At 43.7% G+C, this 25,929-nt stretch carries 13 protein-coding genes; 3 read left to right on the top strand and 10 right to left on the bottom strand.

The genetic code is table 11. The features are described 5' to 3' along the window. Complete coding sequence (locus FAM09_RS10715) at positions 1-3,120, bottom strand: SusC/RagA family TonB-linked outer membrane protein (protein ID WP_136577083.1); 3,120 nt, start codon at positions 3,118-3,120, stop codon at positions 1-3. 574 nt (positions 3,121-3,694) lie between these two features. Further along, complete coding sequence (locus FAM09_RS10710; RefSeq protein WP_136577082.1) at positions 3,695-3,913, bottom strand: hypothetical protein; 219 nt, start codon at positions 3,911-3,913, stop codon at positions 3,695-3,697. 259 nt (positions 3,914-4,172) lie between these two features. Here FAM09_RS10710 and FAM09_RS10705 point away from each other — a divergent pair, with 259 nt between their 5' ends. Beyond that, the gene (locus FAM09_RS10705; protein WP_166437092.1) at positions 4,173-5,003 is read left to right on the top strand and encodes an adenylate/guanylate cyclase domain-containing protein; all 831 of its coding nucleotides are present in this window, start codon (positions 4,173-4,175) and stop codon (positions 5,001-5,003) included. Positions 5,004-5,115: 112 nt separating this feature from the next. Here FAM09_RS10705 and FAM09_RS10700 read toward each other — a convergent pair whose 3' ends face one another. The 3 genes from FAM09_RS10700 to FAM09_RS10690 all read right to left on the bottom strand — a co-directional run bounded on the left by FAM09_RS10700 (position 5,116) and on the right by FAM09_RS10690 (position 12,929). Next, complete coding sequence (locus tag FAM09_RS10700; protein WP_136577080.1) at positions 5,116-7,668, bottom strand: TonB-dependent receptor; 2,553 nt, start codon at positions 7,666-7,668, stop codon at positions 5,116-5,118. Positions 7,669-8,296: 628 nt separating this feature from the next. After that, positions 8,297-9,736, bottom strand: a complete 1,440-nt coding sequence (locus FAM09_RS10695) for a SusD/RagB family nutrient-binding outer membrane lipoprotein (protein ID WP_136577079.1) — start codon at positions 9,734-9,736, stop codon at positions 8,297-8,299. A 10-nt stretch (positions 9,737-9,746) separates the two neighbouring features. After that, complete coding sequence (locus FAM09_RS10690; protein ID WP_136577078.1) at positions 9,747-12,929, bottom strand: SusC/RagA family TonB-linked outer membrane protein; 3,183 nt, start codon at positions 12,927-12,929, stop codon at positions 9,747-9,749. Positions 12,930-13,417: 488 nt separating this feature from the next. Here FAM09_RS10690 and FAM09_RS10685 point away from each other — a divergent pair, with 488 nt between their 5' ends. Next, positions 13,418-13,720, top strand: a complete 303-nt coding sequence (locus FAM09_RS10685) for a YbaB/EbfC family nucleoid-associated protein (protein WP_136577077.1) — start codon at positions 13,418-13,420, stop codon at positions 13,718-13,720. Between the two features lie 231 nt (positions 13,721-13,951). After that, positions 13,952-16,027, top strand: coding sequence for a S9 family peptidase (locus FAM09_RS10680; protein ID WP_136577076.1), 2,076 nt, complete (start codon positions 13,952-13,954; stop codon positions 16,025-16,027). 121 nt (positions 16,028-16,148) lie between these two features. Here the strand turns inward: FAM09_RS10680 and FAM09_RS10675 are convergent, their stop codons facing one another. The 5 genes from FAM09_RS10675 to FAM09_RS10655 form a co-directional block, all read right to left on the bottom strand. Beyond that, positions 16,149-18,014 (bottom strand): phosphoenolpyruvate carboxykinase (GTP), encoded by a 1,866-nt coding sequence (locus tag FAM09_RS10675; RefSeq protein ID WP_136577075.1) that lies wholly within the window; start codon positions 18,012-18,014, stop codon positions 16,149-16,151. A gap of 53 nt (positions 18,015-18,067) precedes the next feature. Then, positions 18,068-19,366 carry a CitMHS family transporter gene (locus tag FAM09_RS10670; RefSeq protein ID WP_136577074.1) on the bottom strand — a complete coding sequence of 433 codons (1,299 nt, stop codon included), beginning with the start codon at positions 19,364-19,366 and terminating at the stop codon, positions 18,068-18,070. 43 nt (positions 19,367-19,409) lie between these two features. After that, complete coding sequence (locus FAM09_RS10665; RefSeq protein ID WP_136577073.1) at positions 19,410-20,903, bottom strand: amidohydrolase; 1,494 nt, start codon at positions 20,901-20,903, stop codon at positions 19,410-19,412. A gap of 67 nt (positions 20,904-20,970) precedes the next feature. Then, entirely contained in the window at positions 20,971-22,380 is a 1,410-nt protein-coding gene (locus FAM09_RS10660) for a SusD/RagB family nutrient-binding outer membrane lipoprotein (RefSeq protein WP_166437090.1), read from the bottom strand. Between the two features lie 18 nt (positions 22,381-22,398). Beyond that, positions 22,399-25,893: a SusC/RagA family TonB-linked outer membrane protein gene (locus tag FAM09_RS10655; RefSeq protein WP_166437089.1), complete on the bottom strand. Its 3,495-nt coding sequence runs from the start codon at positions 25,891-25,893 to the stop codon at positions 22,399-22,401. Between the last annotated feature and the right edge of the window lie 36 nt (positions 25,894-25,929).

The following is a 25,929-nucleotide window of genomic DNA, read 5'->3' as shown; positions in this document are numbered from 1 at the left end:
TTAAAATGTCAAATTAACGCCAACAATGTAATTACGGGTCGATGGGCTGTTATAACCTACGGTAAGAATGCGTCTCAGCAAATTTTGATTTGAACTGATGGCCCCGGTTGAGGACACGTTTTCATTACCAAACGAGTTGGTTTCAGGATCCAGCCCCGACTCTTTGTGAAATGGCGAGAATAGGACAAAGGGATTTTGAACGGTAAAGTACATCCGCATTTTAAGATTGGGATTTCTTATCAGGCTCTTATTGAAGTCGTAACCCAAAGTTATGGTGCGGATCTTCAGGAAAGAGCCATCGAAGTAGCTGAGCGTGGAGCCATATTTGGGATTATCACTGCTGACAATACCTCCGGGTTTGGGATACTTTGCATTCACATTATCCGGTGTCCAGTAATCTACATTTAAATTATTTCGACGACCGCTCAACATATTTAAATAGCCGCTTGAACCATGTATGGTACTGAAGAGGATGCCCCCATGCCTGTAAAAACCAACAATACCCAGATCGAACCCTTTGTACGCAACGCGGGTATTAAAGCCGCCCTGAAAATCAGGATCCACATCCATGATCTGCCTGTCAGCCGGCCCAATTGCGCGCTCCGGTGTGCCATCAGACTTATAACCACCGGTATATTTCACTTTGATCATACCGATATTTCCGCCTGGCTCCAATGTACTTAAATAGGCATCGTCTTTTTGCCACAAGCCCACTTTCTCGTAATCAAAAATTGCATTGATGTTGTGTCCCACAAACCACCAGTTTGCTTCATCGCGGATTTGCCCGGAAGCGAGAGATACCAGTTTATTTTTGTTTACATAGAAATTAATGCCTGCATCCCAGGTGAAGCCATTTGCATTATCCAGGATGGTTCCATTCAAACCAAGTTCGAATCCTTTGTTCTGCGTTGATCCAATGTTTGCTGTATAGCCTGTTACGCCAGATGTAGGCGGCAGGTCAAGTCCCAGCAGAATGTCTTCGGTCTTTGTAATGTAATATTCGATGGTACCTGATAAACGGTTCCTGAGTATGCTGAAATCAATACCAAAGTTCCAGGTCTTGGAGAACTCCCATCCTAAATTTGCATTTGGCAATTGAGACACATACACGCCGGTTGCATAGTTGGTAGCGCCGAAATTGTAGGGTCTTGTATCCAGGCGTCCCAGCGTTGCATAAGGTGCAATCGCCTGGTTAGAGGTTTGTCCAAAACCTGCCCGTAATTTCAAATTATTGAAGATGGGAAGGTCCTGCATGAAGGATTCATTAGCGATGTTCCATCCTACCGATATGGCCGGATAGGTATGCCATTTATGGCCTGGCGCCAGCCTGGAAGAAGCATCCGAACGAACCGTAGCGGAGATCATATAACGGTTATCATAAGCGTACATCACCCGTCCCATCGCCGACATCAATCCCCATAACTGGTAATCCTGGTTAGCGGGGTCTACAGTTATCTGTCCTGCCGCCTGCCCGATGTTATAAAATTCGAAGGCATCGGCCGGTATGTCGCGTGCCGCCATGTTCGACCTGTTGTATTTATTCTGCTCCACAGAATACAGGGCAACCGCATTAAAGGAATGTTTTCCAAATGTGCGGTCGTAAGTAAGCAGGTTTTCGAGCACATAGTGAAACGTATGCCTGTTATCAACGGAAGCAGCGGAGGCCGTATTCGGATTGAGCGCATCCCCTACCCCGGCCCCGGTATAAGCGCCGTTATTCGTTTGTATATAATCAAGCCCCAGGTTCACTCTATATTTCAACCCATTGAGGAACGGAGCTTTTACTTCGCCGTAAATGGCATTGTACGTAGCAAAACCGCGTGTTTCGTTCAGCCACTGATCATTGTTCTTTAAATTCTTCACCACGTCTTTCGTAAAAACATACTGGTTGTCTGCCGCCATGCGGATGCCTCTTCTCAAAGAGCCGTCTGCGTTGTATGGCGAGGAAATAGGCGTCATGCTTAATGTACTATACAAGCCTACCTGGCTTCCTTCGGTTTGGTTGTAATTGGTATTGGTAGTAAAACCGAACCGGAAGAGCTTACCCACCTGTTGATCGATTGAGCCGCGGAGTGAATAACGCTTGTATTGCTGAGTAGGTATCACGCCCTGGTTGAGGTAATAACCGCCCCCAAAGTTGTAACTACCGGTTTCAGTACCACCCGAAAGGCTGATACTGTGATCGGTTACGATGCCTGTTTGATAAAACAGGTCCTGCCAGTCGGTATTGGTACTGTCTGACTCATCCTGTCCGTTTGGATATTGATTGGCGGCTTTACGCAGTGCTACGAACTGGGGCCCATTCATCATGGGATATTTGGCAAAGACGGTTTGTGCGCCCACATATCCGCTGTAATTGATCCGGGGCTTTCTGTTCTTTGCCCCTTTATCTGTTGTGATCAATATAACACCATTGGCACCACGCGAACCGTAAATAGCCGTTGCCGAAGCATCTTTCAGCACATCGAAGCTTTTGATATCGTTCGGGTTGATGTCGGCAAGAGAACCAATAAAGGGAATACCATCCAGCACGATCAACGGGTTGTTGTCGGCACTCAGCGACCGGGTACCACGAATACGTATTTGCATGGTAGCTCCAGGCCTGGTGGAGGTTTGCGCAATTTCAACCCCTGCAATACGCCCTTGCAGGGCCTGTGAAACGTTGGCCGATGGCACCTCACGCATTTTATCTCCGCTAATGGAAGCAACGGAGCCGGTGACCGCTTCTTTCCGTTGGGTACCGTAACCTACCACAATTACCTCTCCGAGATCGGATGCCAATGGAGAAAGTTGTACATTAATTGTGGTCTCATCGCCCACAATAACTTCTTTGGTGGCATAAGTAACGCTCGATACAACCAATGTGGCGCCTTTAGCCGCCGGAATTGCAAAACTGCCATCCACTCCGGAATTGGTACCAATGTTGGTCCCCTTTACCGAAACAGAAGCGCCAGGCACAGGATCTCCTGTGTTGCTGGTTACTTTCCCCTTAACAGTATTTTGAGCAAACGTATCAGTTCCTGCGAAACAACAAAGCAACACCAGCAACATCATCGCAAGCACTTTTTCCCACAACAGCCTTTGCAGGCTAATTTTTTTTGGGTGTTCAATTTTATTCATAGTCATCTTTTTGAGTTATAAACAATATTGTTAATAATTCCATGTGCCGTCACAATGCAACCAACCGGCATGCTGTAAACAGGATGCTATTTGTTCGGCAATGCTATAGGGGACAGATGCCTGAAGACACTACAAAGGCGAGCATGGGAAAAATTATCCCGAAACCTGGCATACGAAGGAAATGTAATAGCTAAATGGTGTGGATGAAAAGCAATTAGACTGTTGCATATGGCAATTTTTAAAGTGGGTTCAATCGTTTGGCCAGACAATAATGGACCGTCTGCCAAACGAAAGTAGGAAAAAAATCAAACAAATGTAACCGTTTACATTTATTAACTGAAAACTTATCCCTGGCTGCCCCATTTTCAGCCCTGGATCAGGACAGAATAAATAATAATTACTAGTGAAAATTGCTATCCAGCTAAACTGCACAGCGGGTTAATGTAGCCAGGCCAGATAGCAACCGATTACATAAAAAGGCCAAAAAAGGGCCTAAAAACACAAATTTTCGGTTTTTTGACAAGGGGCAACGAGAGGGATTTATGAAGGGGTAACTGGTGGAGTTTTATAAGCCTTAAAGTTTTACGGCGTTCAACAATAGATTGCCAGCTCCTGCCGCCGGCGGAGCTTGCGTTACAGAGGCGGCAAATATTTTTCCTTCTGCATTTGCAAAAGAAACACTGCTATAATTCAGCAGTTTAAAAGGGTTTGGAAAAACCTGTATGTTCTTGCTTTTTAAATTCCCTGTAATTAAATAATAATCAAAATAACTGTCAGTAACAGGTCTTGCCATACCTGTACCTTAGCAGTAAGATTTTCCAACCGCTTAATTCTTCCACATGCGACCAGATTTCGTTAAAAAACTTAAACTGCTGGCATTTATTTGCCTTTTTACATCTTTGGCCGGGGTGAATTTTCAACTTATCAATGAAGAACACCTCAATTATAATAGCGTTTTGTTCGGATTCCCTTTAGGCCTTGTATTTGGCTTGCTGGAATTATTTCTGTTTCCCAGGGCCCAGATGCGGTTTCGGCGGTGGTCCTTTACAAAAATGTTTATATTCAAAACGTTGCTGTATACTGCTGTCATTTACGCGGTCACTGTTACCGCAACAACGCTGATAGGCTTCTATGAAGGCCGTCAACTAAGCGAACTCCAGCCTTATCTTGCATCTCCTGCACAATTGATATTAGTAGTTTATACGCTTTTGATCTACAGTTTCCTTGTATTCTTTTTGCAGATCAATCATCTGCTGGGTGAAGGTGTTTTATGGAAATTCATCCGCGGCAAATACCATAAACCGCGGGAGGAAGAAAGGATCTTTATGTTCCTTGATATGAAATCATCAACAACAATAGCAGAGCATCTTGGACATGTTCGTTTTTATACCTTGCTCAATGAGCTCTTCCACGAAATATCCCAACCGGTGATTCAAACAAAAGCGGAGATCTATCAATATGTGGGTGACGAAGTGGTGCTAACGTGGGAAATGGAGGATGGTTTGAAGAATTCGAATTGCCTGAAGATCTTTTTCATGTTCCAGGAAATACTGCATAGGAACGGTGAAAATTATTTTAAAAAATTTGGCGTAACGCCTGCATTTAAGGCCGGATTACATTTTGGAAAAGTGGTAAGCGCTCAAATCGGCGATCTGAAACGGGAGATCGTATATAATGGCGATGTGCTAAACACAACTGCAAGAATTCAAAATGAATGCAATAAATACCAGCGCGACTGCCTTGTTTCGGGAACACTGATGAATAAACTCAAACAAATGAACGGTTTCCTTTGGGAAAAAATAGATACAGTAACATTACGTGGCAAGGAGTCAGAAGTAGAACTTTTCAGTGTGAGCAACCCAAAACCTTTCGCGGCTTTGTAATTTTACATTTGTAAAGCACAAAAAGGGTGCGCCCGCCTTTAGAGACGGGCCACCCTTTTTATAGTTGTATTATTCGTTAGGAAACTGTTCTACATTTATTTACAATTAGAACTTACAAAGAGTACCGTACTGTAATACCATAAGTTCTTTGATCACCTAACACACCTGCATAATGACCGGCATTACCGGCTGCCGGTAATAATTGTTCAAAATAATCCCTGTCGAGTAGATTGCGCCCCCAAATAAAGAACGATAATCCATTAATAGCCCGGAAACCAATTCTGCCATTCAGTAAGGCATAACCGGAAATGTTTAAATATTGAGAGGGCGATGGGCTTGAAGAAAAGTTAGACCGGAAATAGCTGTCGATCCCCAGAAAAAACCTGCCTGTTTGCGACAAGGCCTTTGTTTGTTTGGACAGCACTTCTCCACCTAATGAACCGGCCCACTTTGAAATACCAGGCAGGCTACCACCTGAAATATCTTTAAAGGCATTGGCTGAGCCGGTTTCTTCCAATGGCACAGGCGCATTAGTAAAGGAAACATATTCACCTTCAGTATAAGCCAACGCACCATTTAATGAAAGAAATTGATTCACGTTAATATTGGCATCCACTTCTGCACCCAGCACTTTTATTTTTCCGGCGTTAGCCAGATAACCACGGTTCACTCCTACTTCTGCCGTTTGCACATTCGTTTGGTAATCGTCTACGGATGTATGATGAAATACTGCGTTTACCGTTGCCCCTGCAAAAGGTTTTGTTTTTACGCCTGCTTCAAAATGCGTTACATATTCCGGTTTTATCTGCGCAAGATCAAGCATTACTTCACCGTTTGCAGTTGGCAATCCGCCCAGGTTCACTCCTATTGGCTTGTAGCTGGTAGAAAATGTTGCGAAAGCATTTATTTTGCCAGAGGCTTTATAAGATACGGTTAATTGTCCCGATAAGTTATTTTCATCCACATCTTTTGTAAATGCCTGGTTGGTATAAACGGCATTCTTTAATGCAATTAACTCCGGATCGGTTGTTTGCAGACCACCATAGGTTTGCCGCTCATAGTCAACTTCTTTTTTGTCGTAGTTGAAACGCAAGCCAGGCAATACGTGCAGGCGATCTGTAATTGCCCAATCAACCTGTGCGAACACAGCCGCTCCCAAACTTTTAAGCCTTGACCTGGTTTGGATACCAAATCCATCAAAAAGACCTGGTGTTTTCCACTTTGAGCTGGTTGAACTTTGTGAGAAACGCCATTGGGCAGAACCGGATTCTTCAATATGAACAGGATCTGTCTTCAGGTCCTGGCTAATGGCAAAAACGCCAATTACGCCACTCAACCGGGAAGAGAAATTCCCTGCATACCGTATTTCCTGTGTCCATTGCTGATGCTTTGAGGTAGCTTGCGATAAACTTAACACTGCCAGCCCGGTGAAGTCACGGTCATTGGAAGGATCCCAATTCCAGTACCGCCAGGCGGTTGTAGATGTTAAAGTACCACCGCCAATCTTTTGATCGATATTAAGAGAAGCACCGCCCAGATCATTTCCAGATCTCCAGGAAGTGTTGTGATCAATGAGCCGGTCGAATGGGTTTCTACTGGGAAGATCATAATTCAGGTCTTTAATAATATTTTCAAACTGGCGGTAGGCTGCACGTTTTGTTTCCACCACACCTGCCACTACCTGTGCATAGCCATCGGGACGCTGACGGGTTGCATCGCCAGTGAGGGTGATATTGGTGCGGGAAGTTGGCGTAAACAGGAATTGCGCTCTTACGCCCAGGTTGTTGATATCATTCACATGTTTCTGCGTGGCCACATTGTAAATGGTGCCATCGCGTTGTGTACCGGAAAACGACAAGCGTCCTGCCAGCTTATCCTTGATGATGCCGCCGGTGATAGAACTTTTTGCCTGCACAAAACCAAAGTTGCCATAGCTTACTTCAAAAATAGCGCCTGGTGTGAATGTTGGTTTGCGGGTAGTAATATTAAATGCGCCGGCAGTTGTATTCTTACCAAATAAAGTGCCTTGTGGCCCGCGCAATACTTCTATCTGTTCAACATCAATAAAATCAAGCGTAGTTGCAGCGGGACGGGCAAAGTACACGCCATCAACATAAAAACCCACGCCCGGATCAATACCATCGTTGGTAAGCCCGAAGGTAGAACCCAGGCCGCGAACATTCAATGTAGTATTACGAGGATTTGATGAATACAACTGCACTGTTGGCACCAGTTCTTTCAACCGGTTCACATTGAATGCACCCGTTTCTTCTACCCTGGCGCCGCCTACAACTGAAATGGGGATAGGCACATCCTGTGCAGTTTCTGCACGACGCCGGGAAGTAATTACCACCTCCGTCAACTCACTGTTAACAGTCAAAACGATCGCTATTGGCTTATCAGGAAGCGCTGTAATTTCAATCTCTTTGAATTTATGGCCTACAGAAGTGATCTGTAATAAAAGTGGTGGTACTTTTTTCGTAGTGAGGCTGAATGCACCGTTGGCATCTGCCACAGCAAACGAACTTGTGCCTTTAATTCCCACTGTAGCACCTGCCAGAACAGCCCCCAGGCTATCTTTTATGGTACCGCTTACAACATGCTGGGCTTTAACCGATCCGGCAATAAATAATAAAGCTATCAATACTAAAAATGAAGATCTCATAAACGTATCAGTTATTTAAGGTTTAAGTCAATTATGTTCAGCTAGATCTATAGTAAAGCCTGCATATGATCTCTCATATGCAACCTTGAGTAGTTGCTCCAATTTTCATGAAGCCGTTATAATATTATGAGGAAATGTTTTTCTCTTAACTACAGGGAAATCTGCCTATATCACGTAGTCATTTTCAACAACGGTAGGAATTGTAATCTGCAATCATGCAGTAACTGAGATGATTGGGCTGACGCCATTGGCCATTAACGTAATAAATAAGAATTGCCTCCATTATTGTACGATTTTAAAGAATCTCCTGCTCACTTTAATAAAGAAAGCTGCCATCTTTATTTTTCGTTCCACACAAAGATACAGGCGCCTTCCATATAACCAAAAATTATTCCACTATTTTAGTAGACTTTTCATAAAAAACCTATATCAGCCGGACATTCGCGTTGATTTTCTACTATTTACATAGACTAATAAATTATACAGATAGGAGCAACTGAATGAACCCCGGGCTTCAATAAAAAAAAAGCCGCAGTAGAAACTGCGGCCCTGCTGAAACGAAAAATAATCATTACGTCAAAATTGCTCCTTATTATTACGAATCATGTAGTAATTGCCGGTCTTCTATCTAATATCTGTCGAACCATAATTTCGTCAGCAGGTTATCTGCACCCTGGTTCGCTACCGCTAACTTGTAATTGTTGCCATTGAGCGACTGTTCGGAACCGGGATAAATGAACCTTACTGGAATTTTCTTATCCAATACACCAGCAACTGCCGGGGTTAACTGCGGATAATCTAGACGGCGCCATTCTGCAAATGCTTCTAATCCCTGTCCATATAATGCAATCCACTTTTGTTCACCAATGGATTTCTTAAAGTTGGCGGCATCGTATTTCACAGCAGCCTGCGCTAAATAATTATTAATGATCGTACCATCGGTTATACCATATTGATTGAAGGATGCAGTAATGGCTGCATTGTACAAGGCGTTGGCATCTTCTGTCGTAAAACCCCTCGCCGCAGCTTCGGCCCTATCGAACAACACTTCGGCATAGCTAATGATCACGGCCGGTGACTGCGGTGCAAAGAAATAAGAACCGGGACGTGATGTTTTTGCAAAGCCCAGGTTATTGGCATCACTGGTAGTTAAACCACTTGGCACTCCTACATAGGTAGTTACTGATGCATCAGTAGGTTTATTGGCATATACAGGTATGCGGGGATCGCTTAATGCAGTCAACTTATCCAATGTAGTTTTTGCAATGCGAAACTCATCGCGCGTATCAAACCAGGCGCTTACCGGGTTTTGCTGGGGAGAGGTGCTGTAAACAAACTGTGCAGTTTCAGTATTGCTGCTGATCAATCCACCCGCATCGCCCAGCACTTCATTGATGGTTTGCTTTGCTTTATCAGGCTCCCGGTCTGCTATGCGCAGGGCAATGCGGAAACGCAATGCATTGGCAAGTTTTTTCCAGCGATCAATTTTTCCTGAATAAATAATATCACCGGCAATTGCATTGCCAGAAGTTGTCAAAGCCGCAGATGCTTTTTTCAGATCTTCCAGCAATCCGAAATACACCTCTTTTTGCGTATCGTAGGCAGGGGTAAGATTGTTTTTAATATCACCGGCCTGCTTATAGGGAATATCGCCATAGGCATCTGTCAGCAAACTGAACACCCAGGAACGCAGGATCAATGCAACGTTCTTATAATTTACATTTGCCCTTTCGTCGGGCAATTGTATAATGGTATTGAGGTTGGTGATACTTTGCGCATAACCTGTATTCCATAGCGATGTAAAACTGCTATTAGAAAAAATATACCGGTCTGGCTCTGTATACTGGATCTTTGCCCAATGCTGAATGATCAGCAAGGCGGAATTAAAGTTATTGTCTGCGCCCCAATACAGATCAGCAGAGATCTTTTGGGAAGCGGTGAGCAGGTAATCGGGTTGCGGGTTTTCCGTAGCATTCGGGTTTTTGTTGATCTCAGCCAGATCTTTTTTGCATGATACGGCCATCATCACTAACCCTGCAATAAAAATCCTGTTTATATTATTAGTCATTGTTTTGCTTTTAGAATTTTAAGTTGATGTTCAGGCCATAGCTTCTTACGGTGGGGTTTGTCAAATCTTCCAACCCTTGTGCATTCCCATTGGTAAATGCTGTTTCCGGATCAATATTGGGCACATCTTTGTGAATGATCCAAAGATTGCGGCCTACCAGGGAAACGGTAGCGCTTACCAGCTTTATCTTCCTGACCCATTTGGCAGGAATGCTGTACCCCAGTTTTACTTCCCGAAGTTTAACGTAAGATGAACTGTATACAAACTGTTCTTCAATACTTCTGGGCGCTTTATAATATTGCGAAGCAGGAATAATAGCTGTGTTGGCATTGCCGTTGTTGGTTACCCCTTTCCAGATCATTCCGTCCTCATAAACTGCTTCTCCATTTGGCGCACTACCCCCTTTTGGCAAGGCCACCGTTCCATTCGCTTTATTATTGCCGGGATAATAGTAATATAATCCGCCATGATCTGCATCCCGGCCTGGCAAGGTCATAGCCAACACACCAGTATAGCTACCGGTTGAATTGGAACCTGCAAACATCGATCCGCCAATGCTGGCATCTACAAGGAACGACAATCGAAAATTATTGTATGAAAAATTATTATTGATGCCGCCTATCCAGTCGGGGGTATATTTTCCCAGCATTTTCTTATTGGGATCAGCCTGCGGAATACCGCTATTGTTGACTATGATATTGCCAGCAGCATCGCGCAGGTATGCATTACCAAACAAGGTGCCATACGCTTTATCAACTGACGCGATCACCTGCACATTCCGGTAACTTCCCAATACATAGTTCTGCAATCGGCCTTCATCATCCAGCTTCAAAACCTTGCTTCTATTAGCGGCATAATTCACATCAACATCCCATTGAAACAATTTTGTTTTCAGGGGTGTAATGCCCAACTGCACTTCAATACCCTTGTTGTTGATCTTTCCTGCATTCAACAACTTTTGCGTATACCCTGAAGTAGCACTTACATCTACTTTTAAGATCTGGTCGATACTATTGGTATTGTACAAGCTTACATCGAGCCGCACCCTGTTATTCCATAAGCCGGCTTCAAAACCAAGCTCTGTAGAATTGGTGCTTTCAGAACGCAGGTTGGGATTCAGGTCAACACCAGAAGTAGTTAATTGCGGGTTGCCATTGAAAGGCGCATTAAAGTTGTACGTGTTTATCAATTGATAGGGATCGGCATCTGCTCCCACCTTCGACCAGCCACCCCGAATGCGGGCGTAGTTCAATACGGAGCCTTTTAAATTAAAGGCTTCTGACAGCACGAAACTCGCATTTACTGAAGGATAGTAATACGACAGGTTTTGCTCAGGCAAGGTAGATGAACGGTCGTTACGCGCCGTAACATTTACGAATGCATAATTTTTATATCCTATTTGTGCCGATGCAAACGCACTGTAGGTTTTTAATTTCGAATAAAAATTGGAAGACACCAACGGATCTCTTGAATTGGAAAGCGTATATACGTTTGCTACTGCCAGCCGCGGCGCCTGCTGGTCATTCTCTTCATAATATTTCGTACGTATATTACCACCTGCCAGCACATCGATACTGAAATCTTCGTTTATATTCTTATTATACCGCAAGGTTACCTCAGTATTATTTTCATTTACGGTATACCCGGTTTCCTGGTAAGAACCATATGGGGTGCCGTTGGTGCCATAAGCTACGCGAATTTTCCGCCGGTCGTTGTAGTAATCACTGCCCGTTCGGAAACTGAAATTCAGCCCTTCAAGTATCGCATAATCCAGTTTAATGCCGCCTATCAGGTGATTGCGACGCTGGCTCACGGTATTTTCATTCGCTACCCAAAACGGATTGCTATAATAGCTGTTGTTCCAGTTAAACGTATTGCCATTCGCATCTTTATAGTTGCGTAATTGTTCAATATCTACCTGCCGGCCAAACCAGGTAAATTGCAACATGGTGCTGGTGGCTCTTCTGCCGCCTGAACCGGGTAAGTTAGGCGCATTGCTCACGATGTAATTGGCATTAACCCCGATCTTTATTTTTGGCGTAACCGTAAACTGTGCGTTAAAGGTTACATTGTTCTTGCGGGCTTCGCTATTGGGCACAATACCGGATTGCTTTTCATTGCCGAACCCGATACGGTAATTATAACTGTCACCTGCACCTTCCAATGCAATACTGTTATTAAGCGTAACACCAGTTCTGAAGAAATCCCTGACGTTATTGGGATGCGCCACAAATGGCACAGGCGTTCCATTTGAATAGAATTGGGGAATAAGTTGTCCGTTTAGCTTGGGTCCCCAGCTTTCATCCACACCGTCATTAATACCACCACCCTTTCCATCTACATAACTGAATTTTCCTTCCGATCCCTGGCCAAAAACATTCTGGTATTCCGGAAGGATCAACAGGCTCGACAAAGTAGTGTTGGAGTTAATGGTTACGCCCAATCCCTGCTTTTTCCGTCCATTCTTCGTCTTTATAAGAATAACGCCATGCGCTGCTCTTGAACCATACAGGGCTGCGGCATTTGGCCCTTTCAAAACACTGATGGTTTCTATATCCTCTGCATTCAGATCGGCGATGGCATTGCGATAATCTCTGCTACCGCCGGCGCCCAGTTGCGAGTTATCGACCGGAATATCATCCACAATAAACAAGGGCTGGTTATTGCCCGCAATAGATGTTTCTCCGCGAATGATAATTCGCGATGATCCCATATCGCCCTGCGTATTGGTTATGCGAACACCTGCTACTTTACCGGCCAACGAATTTACCAGGTTGGCTTCCTTTGCCTCGGCTATATCGGCCGATCTTAATTCCTGTGTGGCATACCCCAACGATTTCCGCTGCCGCGAAACACCCAGCGCTGTTACCACTACGGCGTCCAGGGATTTTTCGGATGGCGATAACTCAATCACTAAATGATCTGTTGTAGAATCAACAACAACCTGCTGGGTTTCGTACCCGATATAAGAAATGGTGATTAGCGAAGTCTTACTTACTGTAATGGAAAAATTACCGTCGGAATCAGAAACACTGTTGTTTTTTATTGTATTGCCCAACACCGTAACACCTGCCAGCGGCAGTTTCGTTGTTTTCGATTTCACAACGCCGTGCAGCGTTCTCGTTTGCGCAACGATAAATGTGGGCAATAGAACAAATAGAGCAAAAGCAGTAAACCTAACAAATCTTGTCATTTTATATAGTTATAGTTAACAGTAGTTCAATATTTACTCCGTTTCAGGGAATAGAAGGTCATGCCCCTAAGAAAGGAAGCATTTCAAACAATCATTGCAATGGGAAATAAGTCAGCAACAACAGTACGGGCTGGAATAAGCACCATACCTGATAAGCTGGAGTGTATACGACAGTACAAAGATATACGCTGTAAAAGTATTGTCAAAATTATTCTACAATTTAAGTAGACTAATATAACGGTAATAAAAATACCAACCCATACTGCCAGCTTATATGTTGCAAACAACTAATATCTAAACAATCAGACATCCTTCCAATCGACAGCACTAGGAAGAAATATGACTCCGCGGAGGTTTATAAAATAAATTTTACGAAACCTATCAATAGGCTTTACGACCTCAAAAGCACTACCAAAAAAGCAGATCCCGGGCACAAAAAAGCTGGTAATGCTGAATCCATTACCTTTGTAGTCTTAAAATTATAAGCCATGTTTGATCTGTTAAGCAAATTGCAGGAAGCGCAACAGAAAATGCAGGAAGGAAAGCAAAAACTTTCCGATAAAGTTATTGAAGGCGAAGCCGGTGAAGGCGCTGTTAAGGTATCGGTGACCGGAAACAGAGAAATAAAAACTATTTCAATAGATAACCAGTTACTTGCTCCTGAACGAAAGGAAGAACTGGAAGATCTGCTGATCACTGCTCTAAACCGCGCACTTCAGAATGCCGAACAAATGTGGGAAGAAGAAATGAAAGGTGTTGCCGGCGGCATGCTGGGCGGTATGGGAATGTAAACCGGTTTGAAAATAGCACCAGCAGTGTCATAAAGATTTTCATAATACAAAACCCGCTGCCGGAGCGGGTTTTGTATTTTCTATTTTGAGTTCCTGGTTTCTTTATGAACGGCAGCAATGGTTGCGTACGGATTCCGTATTTTCAACGCAACCGAATAGTAACACATGAGAAATATTTTATTATTGCTAATCGCTGCTCCTTTGGCGGCCTTAAGTCAACCATCCCTTTCTATGAATACATTTCAATGGCCTGGCGGAGTTACACCTCCTACAGTGGAAAAAGAGCCAAAAGAATTTGTTGCGCATGGCGATAAACGAATTGATGATTATTACTGGCTGAACCAGCGCGACAATCCGAAAGTGCTGAACTATCTGAAGGCAGAAAATGCCTACCTCGACACAATGATGAGCAGCACAAAGGACCTGCGGGAAAAGCTATTTAATGAAATGAAGGCCCGCATTAAAGAAAAAGATGAATCACTTCCTTACAAAGACAATGGTTACTGGTATTACTCCCGCTTTGAGGAAGGCAAACAATACCCCATTTTCTGCCGCAAAAAAGAAACGCTGGAAGCAGCAGAAGAGATCATGCTCGACCAGAACAAAATGGCAGAAGGGTTCAGGTATTATTCCATTGGCGGCCGGGCTGTAAGCGATAACAATGAACTGCTGGCATTTACAGTGGATTCTGTAAGCAGAAGGATTTATGGCCTGCGGATCAAAAACCTGGTGACCGGCACTATTTATCCCGAGAATATCGCTAATGTAGAGGGCAACAGTATTGCATGGGCTGCTGATAACAAAACCATTTTCTACATCAAAAAAGATTTGACCACTTTATTGGGCTACCAGGTATGGCGGCATGAACTGGGAACCGACCCGGCCAAGGACGTAATGGTATTCGAGGAAAAAGACAATCGCTTTTATATTGGTGTATATCGCACCAAATCGAAGAAATACGTTGCTATTTATTCCAGCATGAACCAGGTTTCCACTGAATACCGCCTGTTGGAAGCGGCCCGCCCAACCAGCGATTTCAAAATATTTGAACCACGGCAGGAAAATCTTCAATACACCATCGAGCATTTCAACAACAAATTCTATATACGTACCGACTGGAATGCGCCGAACTTTAAACTGATGGAAACACCTGAAACAAAAACAGGTAAAGCCAACTGGAAAGAGGTGATCCCGCACCGAAAAAATGTATTTATAGCGAGCCTGCTGGTATTTAAAAATCACCTGGTGCTTGGTGAAATGAAAGATGCCCTGAACCAGCTCCGCGTCATTAATATGACGAGTAAAAAAGATTATTATATTACTTTTCCCGAAACCGTTTATTCTTCCTTTCCGAACGTAAACCCGGATTACAACACGAATGTGCTTCGCTTCTCCTATACATCGATGACCACGCCCACTTCCATCTTTGATTTTAATATGGACACCGAACAACGTGAATTGAAAAAACAGACAGAAGTGCTTGGTGGATTTAAGAAAGACGATTATACGGCTGAGCGCTTATGGGCTACAGTAAGGGATGGGGTAAAAGTGCCTATTTCGCTGGTGTACAAAAAAGGGGTGAAAAAAGATGGCAGCAATCCATTGTTACTGTACGCCTATGGTTCTTATGGCTCCAGCACGTCGCCTGCGTTTAACAGCAATATCATCAGCCTGCTCGACCGCGGCTTTATATACGCCATTGCGCATGTGCGGGGCGGACAGGAAATGGGCCGCCAGTGGTATGACCAGGGTTATATGTTCAATAAGAAGAATACTTTTTATGACTTTATTGATTGTGGTGAATTCCTCATCAAAGAGAAATATACCGTCAAAGACCACCTGTATGCCCATGGTGGCAGTGCCGGCGGTTTGCTGATGGGCGCTATAGTCAATTTGCGTCCCGACCTGTGGCATGGTGTATTGGCTGATGTGCCTTTTGTAGATGTGATCACCACCATGTCGGACCCCAGCATTCCCCTTACCACGGGCGAGTATAAAGAATGGGGCAACCCGGCTGTAAAGGCGGAGTATTTATATATGAAGTCCTACTCTCCTTACGATAATGTTGAAAGAAAAGCATATCCTAATATGCTGGTAGCAACTGGTCTGCACGATTCGCAGGTACAGTATTTTGAACCGGCCAAATGGGTGGCGAAATTGCGGGAGCTGAAAACCGACAACAATAAACTGTTCTTCAAGACCAATTTGGAAGCAGGGCATGGCGGCGCTTCGGGCCGTTTTGATTACCTGAAAGATAAAGCCTGGCAGTATGCGTTCTTATTGTCGTTGGAGGGGAAAGTAGAATAAATCGTCAATGGAGAATGGTCAATGGTGAGTGGTGAGTGGGCTCGCTCAATTTTGAGCCTCGCTATTATTCTTGAAGCTCGCCCAGTAGGGTATTATTCACCACTCACCATTCACCGCAAAATCATCTTTCAGGTTGCAAGCCCCAATGTTCCGGCGAACGCCATAAAGCAGATAACAACAATTCCCGCATATAAATAAATTCTTTCGGCAGCTTATCGTACATACGTGCGAACAATTCTTCATGGCTTAGCAATTCCCCTTTCCAGGCCTCCCTGTCTACTTCGATAATTTCCCGGTATTGTTGCCGGGTGAAATCCAAACCTGTCCAATCCATATCACGATACCGGGGCACCCACCCTATGGGACTTTCAATAGCAGACGCATTTCCATTAACTCTTTCAATGATCCATTTTAATACTCTCATATTCTCTTTAAACCCGGGCCACAAAAAATTTCCATCTTTATCTTTTCTAAACCAGTTAACGCTGAATATACGGGGTGCATTTGGCAGGTGGCGCCCCATCTGTAACCAATGATTAAAGTAATCGGCCATATGGTAGCCACAAAAAGGCAACATGGCAAAAGGGTCTCTTCTCACTTTACCCTGCTCTCCAAATGCAGCGGCTGTTGTTTCTGAACCCATGGTGCTTGCCAGATAAACACCATAGTTCCAGTTAAAAGCCTGGTAAACCAATGGAATAGTTGTTGCTCTTCTTCCGCCAAATACAAATGCACTGATGCGTATACCTTCGGGGTTTTCCCATTCACTGTCAATAGAAGGGCATTGCGATGCAGGTGCTGTAAATCTTGCATTAGGATGAGCAACGGGTTTGCCACTTTCCGGGTCATGTACTTTTCCCTGCCAATTGATAATACCGGCGGGGGGAGAAGGAGTTAATCCCTCCCACCACACATCGCCATCAGCAGTAACGCCAACATTGGTAAAAATGCTGTTACTACGCATAGCCGCCATTGCATTGGGGTTCGTTTTTTTGTTGGTGCCGGGCGCCACACCAAAATATCCATACTCCGGGTTAATGGCATACAGGTACCCATCTTTTCCGGGTTTTATCCAGGCTATATCGTCACCAATGGTAGTCACTTTCCATCCGTTCATTGCGACAGGCGGTATCAGCATGGCAAAATTTGTTTTGCCACAGGCGGATGGAAATGCTGCGGCTATATATGTTTTTTTCCCTTGCGGATCTTTCACGCCGAGTATCAGCATGTGTTCCGCCAACCAGCCCTGCTCTTTTCCCATTACCGATGCGATACGTAATGCCAAACACTTCTTACCCAACAATGCATTGCCGCCATATCCCGAACCATAGGAAACAATGCTTTTTTCTTCGGGATAATGCACAATATATTTTGTGGTTGGGTTGCAGGGCCATTTACTATCCGGCTCACCTTTTTGCAACGGTGCGCCGGATGAGTGGAGGCATTTTATAAATTCACCATCGGAGCCCAAAGCGTTCAATGCTTTATTGCCCACCCTTGTCATGATATGCATATTCACCACTACATATTCGCTGTCTGTTATCTGCACCCCAATCTTTGAGATCTCCGACCCAACCGGTCCCATGCAATAAGGAATTATATACATTGTTCTGCCTTTCATACTGCCTCGCAGGAGGTCGTTCAGGATGCTTTTCATGGCGGCGGGTTCCATCCAATTATTGGTAGGCCCTGCATCTTCTCTTCTGCGGCTGCAGATATAGGTACGATCTTCTACTCTTGCCACATCACTTGCATCACTGAAACAGGCATAACTGTTGGGCCACTTTTGTTGATTGAGTTTTATAAAAGTTCCTTTTTTTACCAACCGGGCGCATAGCGCATCATATTCTTCTTTGCTGCCATTGCACCAGTAAACTTTATCAGGCTTACATAACGCTACGATCTCCTGTACCCATCGTAAAAGTTCGGCATGCTCAACCGGAGCAGTTCTCTTTTTCGTTAAAGTGATCACATTATTTGTTTTCATTCGAAAGTATCTTTTTGAATTTCAATCAATATAATTTGACAATACTACCACCATCACATTCTTACAACCACCGACCCTGTTAGTATACAAAAAAGCAGCATGACCAATACGGTACCTATTGCCCATTTAAGGGTAAAGCGTTGATGGCGGCCAAAATCAACACCAGCCATGCCTGTTAGTAAATAGGTGGAAGGCACCAGGGGACTAAGCAAATGAACCGGTTGCCCAAGCAGGGAGGCGCGGGCCATTTCCGCGCTGCTGATATCAAACGAGGCTGCGGCTTTTGATAAAACAGGGAGTATTCCAAAATAGTAAGAATCGTTGTTCATAAAAAAAGTGAAAGGCATACTGGTTAGCCCGGTTATTAAAGGAAAGTTGGGCCCTAATGAATGCGGCACCAATGCTACTAAACTGCCTGCCATTGCATCAACCATTTTAGTTCCGGTGAGAATGCCGGTAAAAATGCCGGCAGCAAAAACCATGGAGGCAACTGATAACGCATTGGCTGCATGTTTACTTATTCTTTCCCGCTGCTCCGTTAGTTTTGGATAATTAATAATGAGGGCCAGGCAAAAGGCAATCATAAAGAGCACAGCCAGGGGAAGTATATTCATCACCAGGGAAATCATCAGTAAAATGGTCAATATTAAATTCACCCATAATAATTGAGGGCGGCTGGTATTTTTATTTTCTGTTCCGATGCTATTCTCAATTGACTGTTGATGTTTGAGATCAATTATCCCCAAACGCTTCCTTTCTTTTTTTCCAAGATGCCAGGCTACAAACAATACCCATAACGCACCAAATATCATTACCGGAATTAACGGGGTAAAAACCTGTGCCGGTTCAAGATTTAATGAAGTAATTGTTCTTGCCGTAGGACCGCCCCAGGGCAGTATATTCATAATCCCTCCAGCCAGCATACACATAGCCGTTAATATCAATGGATCTATACCCAACTTTTTGTAAAGCGGCAGCATGGCTGTTACTACAATTATATAGGTGGTAGCGCCATCGCCATCCAATGAAACACAAAGGGCAAGAACGGCTGTTCCAATGGTTACTTTCAGGGGGTCGCCTTTTACTAAATGCAGTATTCTTTTTATCAATGGGTCGAACAACCCGGCATCCGTAATAATAGAAAAATAAAGAATGGCAAAAATGAGCATGATGCCGGTAGGTGCAATGGCTTTTACCCCGTTCAGCATCATGGGCCCGATAGTAGTTCCAAAGCCGCCAATCAATGCAAATAGGATCGGGATAAGGATCAAAGCAGTTAAAGCATAGAGCTTTCCGCTCATGATCAGGTACATAAAAGTTATGACCATTGTAAAGCCAAGAATGGCAAGCATATCGTTTATTTTATTGAATTTGTTTTTATGTATAGCACCTGCATTAATCCCGGTAATTCAATGCCGGCTTTCGATTTCCGATCAGGGGAACGTATTTAAAACTCTCCCCTCTTGCCTTTTGCCATTCCTGCTTTGCATTATCTACCCAATCAGGATGGGTTAGTAAATCAATACCGGTTAGTGTTAAGGTTTTGGCGGCTATAAACATTCCTTTAATTCCTATATCGGTACCGCCGCTGGCTGTTGATTGCCAGCTATGGCTTGAGATGCCTGCAGGCCATGCTGCAGCTCTTAAACCAACTGTTGGCACCACCCAGCTTACATCTCCCACATCTGTTGACCCGCCTGAGTTATTATCTCCACCAGAAAAAGTTTTTTCACTTATGTCTTTATATGGCTGAATAACATACACGCCTGAAATGTCGGGCTTAACCGAATCAAATAATGTTTGTTGTAATTTTTGCGCAAACAAAATTTCTTCGGGCGTGTATTTTACACCGCCTACTTTCACCATGTTATTGTACATAATGCGGGAGAGCACATCGTTGGGCAACAGGTCATATACTGCGCCCGTGATCTCATAACTCATTTTTGTTCCTGTTCCCATGGCGGCGCCTTCCCCTATTTTTGTTAACCGGTCAAACAAACCCGCCAGTACTTCCCGGTTATTGTGTCGCATATAATAATATACTTCTGCAAAATCGGGCACCACATTAGGAGCGGAACCTCCTTTTGTAATTACGTAATGCATCCGGGCATCTGGTGGCATATGTTCCCTCATCATGTTAGCCATAAAATCCATTGCTTCTACAGCATCCAATGCCGACCGGCCTTTTTCAGGATACCTCGACGCATGCGCCGCAATGCCGGTAAAGCGGAACTTTACAGAGATATTCGCCAGCGAAGTATAAGGGTTTGCATGGTTCTTGTTATCGGGGTGCCAGTGCATAACGATATCCGTACCTTCAAACAATCCATCTCTTGCCATAAATACTTTTCCCGAACCGCCTTCCTCGGCAGGTGTTCCATACACTTTAATGGTGCCGCTCAGCTTATGTTTTTTCAAATATTCTTTCAGTTCAATGGCAGCCGCTACAGATCCAACGCCAAATAAATGATGGCCGCAGCCATGCCCGTTTTCCCGTAGTGCATCTTTTTCTTTTTCAGGCACCGCCTTTTGTGACAAGCCCGGCAATGCATCAAACTCTGCCAGCAAACCAATTACCGGCCTGCCTGAACCATAAGTGGCTACAAACGCAGTTGGCATTCCGGCCACATTGTTCTGCACTGCAAATTCATTTTCCCGTAACGTTGTTTGCAGTAATGCGGTACTTCTTGTTTCATGAAAACCCAGTTCGGCATACTCCCATATTTTTAAAGCCCTCTCTTTATAATAGGTATATTTTTCATCGATGCTTTTAATTGTTTCTTCGGCAACTACATCTTTTATAACTGCATTTTTCTTTTGCGAAACAGCGTTAAGCGTTATACATATAAACAGGGCATGCAATGACGCATGGATGACAATTCTCTTCATCTATGTAGTATTAAATAGTCTTAAATAAGATTTGCTGCAAAAAGACAGCAGGCTTCCGGAACTTGAATTACTGATTAACGGGTGTTTTTATATAAATGCCAGGCAAAGGTGCAGGCACATTGGGATTGGCATTAATTTCATTCTGTGCATAAATTAACCTTTCGGGGTATTGAGTGGCTGTGCTTATGTTAAAGGGCACCGGTACATTTATATCATTCTCTGTTTTCCGCAACCGGCGGGCATCATTGAAGGGAACTATTGTTCCATTCAGCGTAACGTATCTTTCTTCCACTATTTCACGAAGCAATGCCCTTAACGGAGTTATATTATCTGCATTGCAAATGCCGCCTGGGTCAAAATCTGTGGCAACATAATCGTTGTATAAAATAGTTCCTCCGGTAGCAGGCATGGCAGCTAATCCAAGATTGGTCCTTAATAGCGCCCTAACTTTATTTAGTTGGGCCAGGCCTTCCGCAAACCCCAATGTTCTTACACCGGCTTCGGCAAGTATCAATAAGTTTTCTTCGTAAGTAACCATTGGCATTGGGGCTGTTTTATTAGCCACCCCCAATTCGGCAGTAGCCGAAGTACCTGTAATTTTAAAGTACTTTGAGCGGGCATCTTCATTTGTTTTAGCATTGTTACGCGTGTTCAGCGTTCCTGCCTTTAATAGAACATCCTGCAAAAAAGCGCCGTTGGTAGATAAGTAACCACCCCTGACATTGATAAATTCGTAAATAAGGTTAGCGTCGGTTGTAGTTACCACGCCCGGCGGATAATATTTCAACGAAAGATTAAGTGCATTAATACCCAGCAAAGCGGAAGCATACGCTTTTGTATAATCCTTTGCTTCCAGGTAATACCGCGCTTTCAGTGTATTGGCAACAGCTATCCATGATGTGCTTTTGCCTGCAAAAAATAAATCTTCCGAAATAGTAGCAGAAGAGGGTACGGATGTTAATTCTGCTATGGCTTCATCAAGTAGTTTTTGTATTCCTGTATATACATCAGCCTGGTTATCAAAAACAGGGTCGGGATAACTTTCGTCTGCTGCCTGCGAAAACGGGATATTTCCATACAAAGCGGTCGTGCTGCCTAATGCATGGGCTTCCAGAATTTTCGTAATGCCGCTGAATGTTTTATTTCCGGGCAGCCCCTGCCTTAACAGGTGTGCCTGCTTTACAACGCCCTGGTAAACTGTTTGCCAATGAAGATTTGATTCATCAGCCGACAGATTATATTCTGCCAGGTTTTTATAGAGCAAGGTTACCCCTTTGTAATGCCCCGTCCACATACCCGTAATGCGTTGTATGTGACCAACCTGAACCATAATATTGGCCAGTTCTATTCCTTTCAGCAAAGTTTCGGGCGACGCTTCCGTTGGTTTATTAGGATCTACATTTTCTCCTTCATACACTTTTGTGCAGGATATAATAATGAATGAAGTGCAGAGTAATATGGTTAATATTTTTTTCATCATAATGATTTTAACCGCTTAATAATTCAGTGTAATGGAAAACAACAAAGAGCGGGTAGATGGGTTGGTAAAATATTCCAGTCCATACCCATTGCTTACACCGGTTTGATTTACTTCCGGATCAAACCCTTTTATTTGAGTCCATAAAAAAAGATTACGGCCCGTAACAGAAAAGCGAAGCGAACTGAACTTTGTAGCTTTTTTAAATTTTTGTGAGTTCAGGGAATAGCCTATTGAAAGTTCTCTTAGCCTTGTCCAGCTTGCATCACTAATAAACAGCTCCCTTATTGAAGATGCGCCTACGCCGGCGCCCCGCGAAGTATACCAGGCCTCATCGAGCAACACATTGCCGGCTCCAAAGTTGGCGATATTACCTCTTACGGCAGTACCGGCTGCAAATGTTGTCCCATTTACATTTTTCAGATTTTCAGTAAGGGTAACTTCTTTGCTGACATCGGCATGCATGCCAAAGCTGTATAACACCGTTTTGGTTCCCTCAGCAATCTGGCCTCCCTGTGCCGTTTCAAAAAGCACATTCAAATCAATGTTTTTGTAACTGACAGATAATCCTGCACCACCTCGCCAATCGGGATTAGGATCGCCAATTACCCCGGGAGAAGGATTTATCTGCAAAAAACCATTTCCATCCAAAGCATACCCACCTTTGGCATCGCGTAATGCTCTTGTTCCCCAAAGCACGCCCATAGGATAATCCTGAACAGCTCTTGAACTTACGCCACCGGTTGTAAGGTCAACTGATGACGAGCCATTAAGGCTGGTCACTTTATTTTTATTGGTACTAAAATTTCCGAATACCTGTACATCAAGATCCTTCGTCTTAATAACACCTGCTTTAAAATCTGCTTCAAATCCTTTATTGGTCATGGTACCGGCATTTTTATACTGGCTGATAAAGCCGGAAGAAGGAGCCAACCCGATGTTTAATAATATGTCCTGTATTTTATTCTGATAATGACTGAAAGAAAAACTATAGCGGTCATTAAAAAAACGAAGATCGGCGCCAACTTCCCATTCCGTTTTTATTTCCGGTTTCAGGTTGGCGTTACCCTTATTACCGCTTAACATATACCCCCCACCAAAATTGGTAGTAGCCAGTACATCATCATACGTGCTATACATCCCTGATTGATATACAGTAACAAAATTATAAGCACCTGGTTGTACCCCAACTTTGCCCCAGGCAGCACGAAGCTTGCCGAAGCTTAAGAACCCGGCATTGGTGAGCGATGCTATTTTAGAGAATTGCCATGCTACATCTGCAGAAGGATAAAAGAAACTGCCTTTGATGGTAGAAGCAGCTTCCACAGCCCCGCTCAGGTTTACAAAAAACTGGTCCATATATTCCAGTGATGCGGTTGTATATCCCCGGTTAGAGCCAATTTTTCTGAATTCATTTTCTGCATGGGTGTTTACATCTGAAGTAATAATAAAATTCTGCAGTGTTGTGTTATCAAAAAAATTGGTTGCGTTCACATATTGTATTTCCCTTTGCCTGTCGTTGATATTTCCGCCCAATACCAGTGAGCCGGTAAGGCCGGTTGATATTTCCCTGGTTATTTTACCAATCAGGTCGAGATTCTTTTCTACTTCTGATATTTTTTCACTTCGGAAGGAACCTGTTACCCTGTCGCCGGCAGTACCAACCGGAAAAAAGTAATTGCGGTTATCATAGTTGGCGTCCAGCCCACCTCTCAGAATAAGTTCTAGCCAGGGAAAGGGATTGGAAGAAACTTCTGATGAAAGCACAAACCTGTTCACTTTACTCGTGTTTTGCTGATTGTAAATGGTAAAGTACGGATTGTTGTAAGTAGGGTTTACATTATCGCCCAGGTATCTTCTGTAACTCCGTTGCCGGTTCCTGAATTGAACGCCAGATGCATTTACATACGTGCCAATATAATCGGTATTATCGAAATCAGGCGAAGTACGAAGCATTCCAAGATACAAACCGGCTGCATTTGAATTTTGCTGAACCCTTTCAGAGGAAACACTAATGTAAGTAGCCTTGTTACTAACTTTGAAATACTTGTTAAGGTTATGGTCGGAATTTAATCGAATTGACGATCTGTTATAATCACTGCTGCTTCTTATAATTCCTTTTTGGGCTAGGTTTTCGAGACTGAAAAAGAAACGGGATCTTTCATTGCCACCGCTAAGGCTTAGTGCATTTTGCCAGTAATGCCCCTTTCCAAAAATGCCGTCAAAGTTTTTATCATTATAAGTTTCCCGGGAATTTTTAGTAATAACAGGATAATATATTGTTCCTGTTTTATCTCCGATAAAGTGAGCGCCGCTTGTATTTACCACATCGGCAGCGCCACTTCGGTTTGCAATTTTATCGCCCCATGAATTAGCAGCTGCCGGGTTATAAATACCTTTATCTCCCTGCCCATATGCCGATTGCAATTCATGTTTGCGGTTTATTTCATCAATAGAATAAGCAGAGTTGTAGGTAATTTTAAGCCCGCCGGCTTTCCCTTTTTTTGTAGTAATTACAATTACGCCATTGGCAGCCCTTGAACCCCATAAGGCAGCGGCCGATGCGCCTTTCAAGATTTGTATGGATTCAATATCATTCGGATTAATATCGTTTAATCTTGATTGTTGAGCTACCCCATTCCCGAATGCTTCTGAGCCAAACCCCTGAATTTCTGTATTGCTTACAGGAATTCCATCCAAAATAACCAATGGTTGTGAAGAACCTGTGATCGTATTTTGGCCACGGATCTTGACAGAGGCTCCGGCGCCCGGATCACCGGTAGAGCGGGTAATAGCCACCCCGGCAGCCTTACCACCCATATTTTGCAATAACCCGGTTTCACCGGCACGAACTACACTTGTTGCAGCTATTCTTGCATTAGATGAGCCTTGCTTGTCGCTTCTTTCTCTGAAGCCTAAGGCATTTACCACCACGCCTGCCAATTCATTCGTGGTTTGTTTCATGGAAACAATTGCGGCATTACGTACGTTCACTCTTGCTTCTTCATATCCAACATAGGTAAAAACAAGCTGTGTGTTTTCGTCGTCTACGGTTATTGAAAACTCTCCTTTATCATTACTTTGTGTTCCGGTCTTTTTACCTTTTACGGTTATTGATACACCTGATAATGGATGGCCGTTTTCATCCATAACAACACCTTTTATTACGATAGGCGAAGGCGGAATCCCTTCATTTTCATCTGTGCCCTGTTGTGTGGATTTTGGCTTTACGATAATGGTTTTATTAATAACCTGGTAAGTGAGCGGCTGGTTTTTGAAACAGATCTCCAATACCTGTTCTACTGTTGCGTTTCTAACTTCAACGGTTATTTTTTTTGCTTTCTGCATCTCCTTCGAGTCGAAGATGAACATGTATCCAGCCTGCTGTTGCAGCTTCTCAAAAACTTGTTCTATAGGGGCGTTTTTAACAGAAAGTGTTATTTTTTGGCCATAGCTTCCGGTTGCTGAAACCTGGAGGCAGGCAAAAAAGATTAAAGCAGTTGTTAGTTTCATAACTAGCAATGTTTGGACTGGCAAAAGGCGGGCGCC

This window comes from Niastella caeni, assembly GCF_004834005.1.
GTDB classification, from domain to species: domain Bacteria; phylum Bacteroidota; class Bacteroidia; order Chitinophagales; family Chitinophagaceae; genus Niastella; species Niastella caeni.
This window is presented reverse-complemented; position numbering and strand designations above follow the sequence as displayed.

Bases quoted from the DNA above. Each gene is read 5' to 3' on its own strand.
- FAM09_RS10715 (WP_136577083.1), bottom strand. From the start codon at position 3,120: ATGAATAAAATTGAACACCCAAAAAAAATTAGCCTGCAAAGGCTGTTG.
- FAM09_RS10710 (WP_136577082.1), bottom strand. From the start codon at position 3,913: ATGGCAAGACCTGTTACTGACAGTTATTTTGATTATTATTTAATTACA.
- FAM09_RS10705 (WP_166437092.1), top strand. From the start codon at position 4,173: ATGTTTATATTCAAAACGTTGCTGTATACTGCTGTCATTTACGCGGTC.
- FAM09_RS10700 (WP_136577080.1), bottom strand. From the start codon at position 7,668: ATGAGATCTTCATTTTTAGTATTGATAGCTTTATTATTTATTGCCGGA.
- FAM09_RS10695 (WP_136577079.1), bottom strand. From the start codon at position 9,736: ATGACTAATAATATAAACAGGATTTTTATTGCAGGGTTAGTGATGATG.
- FAM09_RS10690 (WP_136577078.1), bottom strand. From the start codon at position 12,929: ATGACAAGATTTGTTAGGTTTACTGCTTTTGCTCTATTTGTTCTATTG.
- FAM09_RS10685 (WP_136577077.1), top strand. From the start codon at position 13,418: ATGTTTGATCTGTTAAGCAAATTGCAGGAAGCGCAACAGAAAATGCAG.
- FAM09_RS10680 (WP_136577076.1), top strand. From the start codon at position 13,952: ATGAATACATTTCAATGGCCTGGCGGAGTTACACCTCCTACAGTGGAA.
- FAM09_RS10675 (WP_136577075.1), bottom strand. From the start codon at position 18,014: ATGAAAACAAATAATGTGATCACTTTAACGAAAAAGAGAACTGCTCCG.
- FAM09_RS10670 (WP_136577074.1), bottom strand. From the start codon at position 19,366: ATGCTTGCCATTCTTGGCTTTACAATGGTCATAACTTTTATGTACCTG.
- FAM09_RS10665 (WP_136577073.1), bottom strand. From the start codon at position 20,903: ATGAAGAGAATTGTCATCCATGCGTCATTGCATGCCCTGTTTATATGT.
- FAM09_RS10660 (WP_166437090.1), bottom strand. From the start codon at position 22,380: ATGAAAAAAATATTAACCATATTACTCTGCACTTCATTCATTATTATA.
- FAM09_RS10655 (WP_166437089.1), bottom strand. From the start codon at position 25,893: ATGAAACTAACAACTGCTTTAATCTTTTTTGCCTGCCTCCAGGTTTCA.